We start from the raw sequence: 4,263 nt of genomic DNA, 5'->3' as shown, positions 1-4,263 counted from the left end.
ACGGCCTGCTCGTCGCACAGCCCGGCGCCCGCGACGAGTGTGTCGTCGAGATGCTGCCCTGGGGTGTCGCCCTCGCCGAGGGCGGCGGCTATGCCGCCCTGGGCCCAGCGCGTGGAGCCGTCGTCGAGGCGGGCCTTGGTGACGACGGTGACCTTCGCCCCGGCGGCGGCGCAGCGCAGCGCCACGGTCAGGCCCGCGACGCCCGAGCCGACGACCACGACGTCGGCCTCGGTGGCCCAGCCGGGCGCGGGGGCGCGCAGGGCGGTGGGCGGTGTTGTCGACCCGTGCTGCTGCTCGTTCATCGGCTCATCCGGCTCGTTCGTCGGCTCGTTCATCGATTGGCTCATCCGCCCGCTCACCGGCCCGCTCCGAACCACAGCCGGATGTTGTCGATCAGCCGCGTGGAGCCGACCTTGGCGGCGACGGCCAGCACGGCTTCGCCGGTGTGGTCCTCGGGCGCCTCGGTGAAGCTCTCCGGGTCGATCACGTCCAGGTAGTCGAGGACGAGCGGGGGTTCGAGCCGGGCCGCCTCCGCCAGCACCGCGCGCGCCGCGGCCCGCACCGCGCCGGGCGAGCCGACCCGGACGAGCCCGCCGGTGTCCCCGCCCCCGGGGCTCCCGGGGCTCCCGGCGGATCGCGCCGCCGCCAGCCCCGCGTCCCGCCCAGCGAACAGCGCCCGGGACAGGGCCAGCGCGGTGTCCCGCTCCTGCTCGGACAGGTAGCGGTTACGGCTGGAGAGGGCGAGCCCGTCGCCCTCCCGGACCGTGGGGACGCCGACGATCTCCATCGGGAAGTCCAGGTCGTGCACCATCCGGCGGACCAGCACGAGCTGCTGCGCGTCCTTCTCGCCGAAGAAGGCGAAGTCCGGGCGGGTGAGGTGGAGCAGCTTGGCGACGACGGTGAGCACCCCGTCGAAGTGGCCGGGCCGGGAGGCGCCCTCGTAGCCCTCGCCCATGGCCCCGGCGGACATCCGTATCCGCGGCTCGCCGCTGCCGTACACCTCCTCGGCGGAGGGGGCGAAGACGATGTCCGCACCGGCGGCGGCCGCGACCTCCAGGTCGGCGTCGAGCGTGCGCGGATAGCGGTCCAGGTCCTCGCCCGCGCCGAACTGGAGCGGGTTGACGAAGACCGTGACGGTGACGAGGCCCTTGGCGCCGACCCGGGCGCGCGCGGCGCGGATCAGCGAGGCGTGCCCGTCGTGCAGCGCGCCCATGGTCATGACGACGGCCGTACGCCCCGGCGCGGCGAAGTGCGCCAGCGCCGCGTCGAAGTCCGCGCGGCGCGCGAACAGCTCGACGTCCGGCTCACCGGGGTTCGGCTTGGTCCACAGCTTCGGGCTCACGATCCCGCTCCTCCCCGGCCCCGGGCATCCGAGACATCCGACAGAACGCCCAGCAGGTTCTCCGCCAGCTCCGGCTTGAGCATCCCGTGCGCGAGCGCCCGGTCCGCCGTGGCACGGGCCATCGCGAGGTATCCGGCGACGGCCTGCGGAGCGTGCCGCCGCAGCTCCTGGACATGGGCGGCGACCGTGCCGGCGTCGCCGCGCGCGACCGGACCGGTGAGCGCGGCGTCGCCGCTGCGCAGCGAGTTGTCGAGGGCGGCGCCGAGCAGCGGGCCGAGCATCCGGTCGGGCGCCTCGACCCCGGACGCGCGCAGCAGCTCCATGGCCTGGGCGACCAGGGTGACCAGGTGGTTGGCGCCGATGGCGAGGGCCGCGTGATACAGCGGACGGGACTCCTCCGCGACCCACTCGGGCTCGCCGCCCATCTCGATGACCAGCGCCTCGGCCGCCAGCCGCAGCTCCTCGGGCGCGGTGACGCCGAAGGAGCAGCCCGCGAGCCGCTGGACGTCGACCGGGGTGCCGGTGAAGGTCATCACGGGGTGCAGCGCGAGCGGCAGCGCACCGGCCCGCAGGGCGGGCTCCAGCACGGCGGTGCCATAGCGGCCGGAGGTGTGCACCAGCAGCTGGCCGGGGCGCACCGCACCGGTCTCGGCGAGGCCCGTGACCAGCTCGGGCAGGGCGTCGTCGGGGACGGTGAGCAGCACCAGCTCGGCCCGCGCCAGCACCTCGGCGGGCGGGACGATCGGAACCTCGGGGAGCAGGGCGGCCGCCCTGCTCACGGAGGCATCGGAGACGCCGGAAGCGGCGACGGGCCGGTGCCCGGCCAGCCGCAGCGAGGCGGCGAGCGCCGGGCCGACGCGACCGGCGCCGACGACGCCGACGGTGAGCCGGGCCGGGCGGTCCCGCGGCTCGGGAAGTGGATGTGCGTTCACGCGACTGCGGCCTTCCGTTCCAGTCCTCAGGGGGTACCGGACGATTCCCCGCCATGCTACGCGAGTGCTCCGCTCGGGCCGGGGCGCGTCCCCGCGCCTGTGGATAACGCAGCTGGGCAACGCGGCTGGACGACGCGACTGACAACGCGGCCTGTGGATAACTCCGGGGGTGCCCTGCTCGTGCGTCATCATCGGGTCATGGCGGACCAGGGGGATGTGGTGGACGTGGCGGATGAGGTGGGTGTGGTGGACGAGCTGGAGGGGGCGGACCAGGCCGCGCGGGAGCGCAGACTCGCGGCCTGGCGCGGCTCCGAGCGGGCCCTGGTGCGGGGCCCGGTGGAGCAGCGGATCGGCGAGGGTCTTGCGGCCCTGACCGCCGCCGCCCCGGACCTCGACGGCGCCCTCGACGACTGGGTGGACGTGTACGGGGACGGGGTGGTCGAAAGGCTGGAGCGGCGGGTCGCCGACCTGCTCGGCATGGAGGCCGCGGCCTTCTTCCCCACCGGCACCATGGCCCAGCAGGTCGCGCTGCGCGCCTGGGCCGGGCGCACCGGCAACCCGGTGGTGGCCGTCCATCCGCTGGCCCATCTGGAGGTGCACGAGCGGGACGCGTATCTGACGGTGAGCGGGCTGCGCGCGGTGCGGCCGACCACCGAGCCACGGCTGCCCACCGCCGACGAGATCCGCGACCTGGACGAGCCCTTCGGCACGCTCGCCCTCGAACTGCCGCTGCGCGACGCGGGCTTCGTGCTGCCGGAGTGGGACGACCTGGTCGCCGTCGTGGAGGCCGCCCGGGAGCGGGAGGCGGTGGTCCACTTCGACGGGGCCCGGCTGTGGGAGAGCACCACCCACTTCGGGCGCGGGCTCCCGGAGATCGCCGCCCTCGCGGACACGGTGTACGTGTCCTTCTACAAGTCGCTCGGCGGCATCGCGGGGGCCGCGCTGGCGGGCCCGGAGACGCTGATCGCGGAGGCGGCGGCATGGCGCCACCGGTACGGCGGCCAGGTGTTCCAGCAGTGGCCCACGGCGCTCGCCGCCCTGGCCGGTCTGGACCGCGAACTGCCGCGGCTGCCGTCGTACGTGGCCCATGCGGCGGTCGTGGCGCGGGCGATGCGCGAGGCGTTCACGGCGGCCGGGGTGGCCTGGTCCCGGGTGCACCCGGAGGTGCCGCACACCCATCAGTTCCAGGTGTGGCTGCCGTATCCGGCGCGGGTGCTGGACGAGGCGGGGATACGGCTGGCCGAGGAGACCCGCACCACGCTGTTCCGGCGCTGGTGGGAGCCGGGGCCGCCCGGTCTGGCCGTGTCCGAGGTGACGGTGGCCGCGCCCGCGCTGGACTGGACGGCGGAGGAGGTGACCGAGGCGGTCGCCGCGTTCCTGACGCGGGTGCGGGCGGTGCTGGCCGAGGACGGCGAAGGCGACGGCTGACAGCCGGGCACGCGGCGGGCGGGCCCGCGCTTGCCGGAGCTGCGGCGCCAGCAGGGAGCAGGCGCGCACTGCGTGCCGCACGCTGCTCGGCACGTCGGCCGCGGGCCGGGCGCGGCCCGGCGGCCCGGCGGGGTCAGCCGGTGGTCGGGCATGAGGACGGGTCCGTGACCGGGCGGGCGGGGGCGTCCCCGCCCGGCCCGGTGGACACCTGCTGTGCGGCCCGTACGGAGCGTGCGGGGCGTACGGCTCGTACGGGGCGGGCCGCGACCGCCGCTGCGGCTCGCAGCGCCCGCAGGACGGCCCTGCGGCGACGCCGGGCCGGGCGTTCCTCGATCACGGCCTGGAAGTCGCGGTACTCGCGCAGCTCCCGGACGGTGCGCCAGTCGTCCCGGCCGGGGGCGGGCGGGGCGGGCTCGCCACGCTGGGCGGCCCGGTACAGGTCGAGTGCGTACTGCTGAGTGACGGACATGAAAGGAGCGTCGGACCACCCGCCGCCGCCCGTCACCTCGATTGACGATCGCCGTCAAATGGGGTCGGGGCGCGGCACGGGCTGCCGCACCA

Annotated in this window: 5 protein-coding genes; 1 reads left to right on the top strand and 4 read right to left on the bottom strand. The window is 75.9% G+C overall.

What is annotated here, in order from left to right:
* The 3 genes from SSOG_RS24260 to SSOG_RS24250 form a co-directional block, all read right to left on the bottom strand.
* Nucleotides 1-302, bottom strand: a 302-nt coding sequence (locus tag SSOG_RS24260) for an FAD-dependent oxidoreductase (protein WP_154686107.1), incomplete at its 3' end; no start/stop codon positions are given.
* Between the two features lie 53 nt (nt 303-355).
* Nucleotides 356-1,342 (bottom strand): pantoate--beta-alanine ligase, encoded by a 987-nt coding sequence (gene panC / locus SSOG_RS24255; RefSeq protein WP_009716890.1) that lies wholly within the window; start codon nt 1,340-1,342, stop codon nt 356-358.
* Entirely contained in the window at nt 1,339-2,274 is a 936-nt protein-coding gene (locus tag SSOG_RS24250; protein ID WP_039938566.1) for a Rossmann-like and DUF2520 domain-containing protein, read from the bottom strand. Before SSOG_RS24250 ends, panC begins: the two co-directional genes overlap by 4 nt.
* A gap of 198 nt (nt 2,275-2,472) precedes the next feature.
* Between SSOG_RS24250 and SSOG_RS24245 the strand changes: the two genes are divergently transcribed.
* Complete coding sequence (locus SSOG_RS24245; protein WP_009716888.1) at nt 2,473-3,702, top strand: threonine aldolase family protein; 1,230 nt, start codon at nt 2,473-2,475, stop codon at nt 3,700-3,702.
* A 133-nt stretch (nt 3,703-3,835) separates the two neighbouring features.
* Here SSOG_RS24245 and SSOG_RS24240 read toward each other — a convergent pair whose 3' ends face one another.
* Nucleotides 3,836-4,171 carry a hypothetical protein gene (locus tag SSOG_RS24240; RefSeq protein WP_039938564.1) on the bottom strand — a complete coding sequence of 112 codons (336 nt, stop codon included), beginning with the start codon at nt 4,169-4,171 and terminating at the stop codon, nt 3,836-3,838.
* Between the last annotated feature and the right edge of the window lie 92 nt (nt 4,172-4,263).

Source organism: Streptomyces himastatinicus ATCC 53653 (assembly GCF_000158915.1).
Classification (GTDB): domain Bacteria; phylum Actinomycetota; class Actinomycetes; order Streptomycetales; family Streptomycetaceae; genus Streptomyces; species Streptomyces himastatinicus.
The sequence above is the reverse complement of the archived record's forward strand: the minus strand, read 5'-3'. Positions and strand labels throughout refer to the sequence as shown.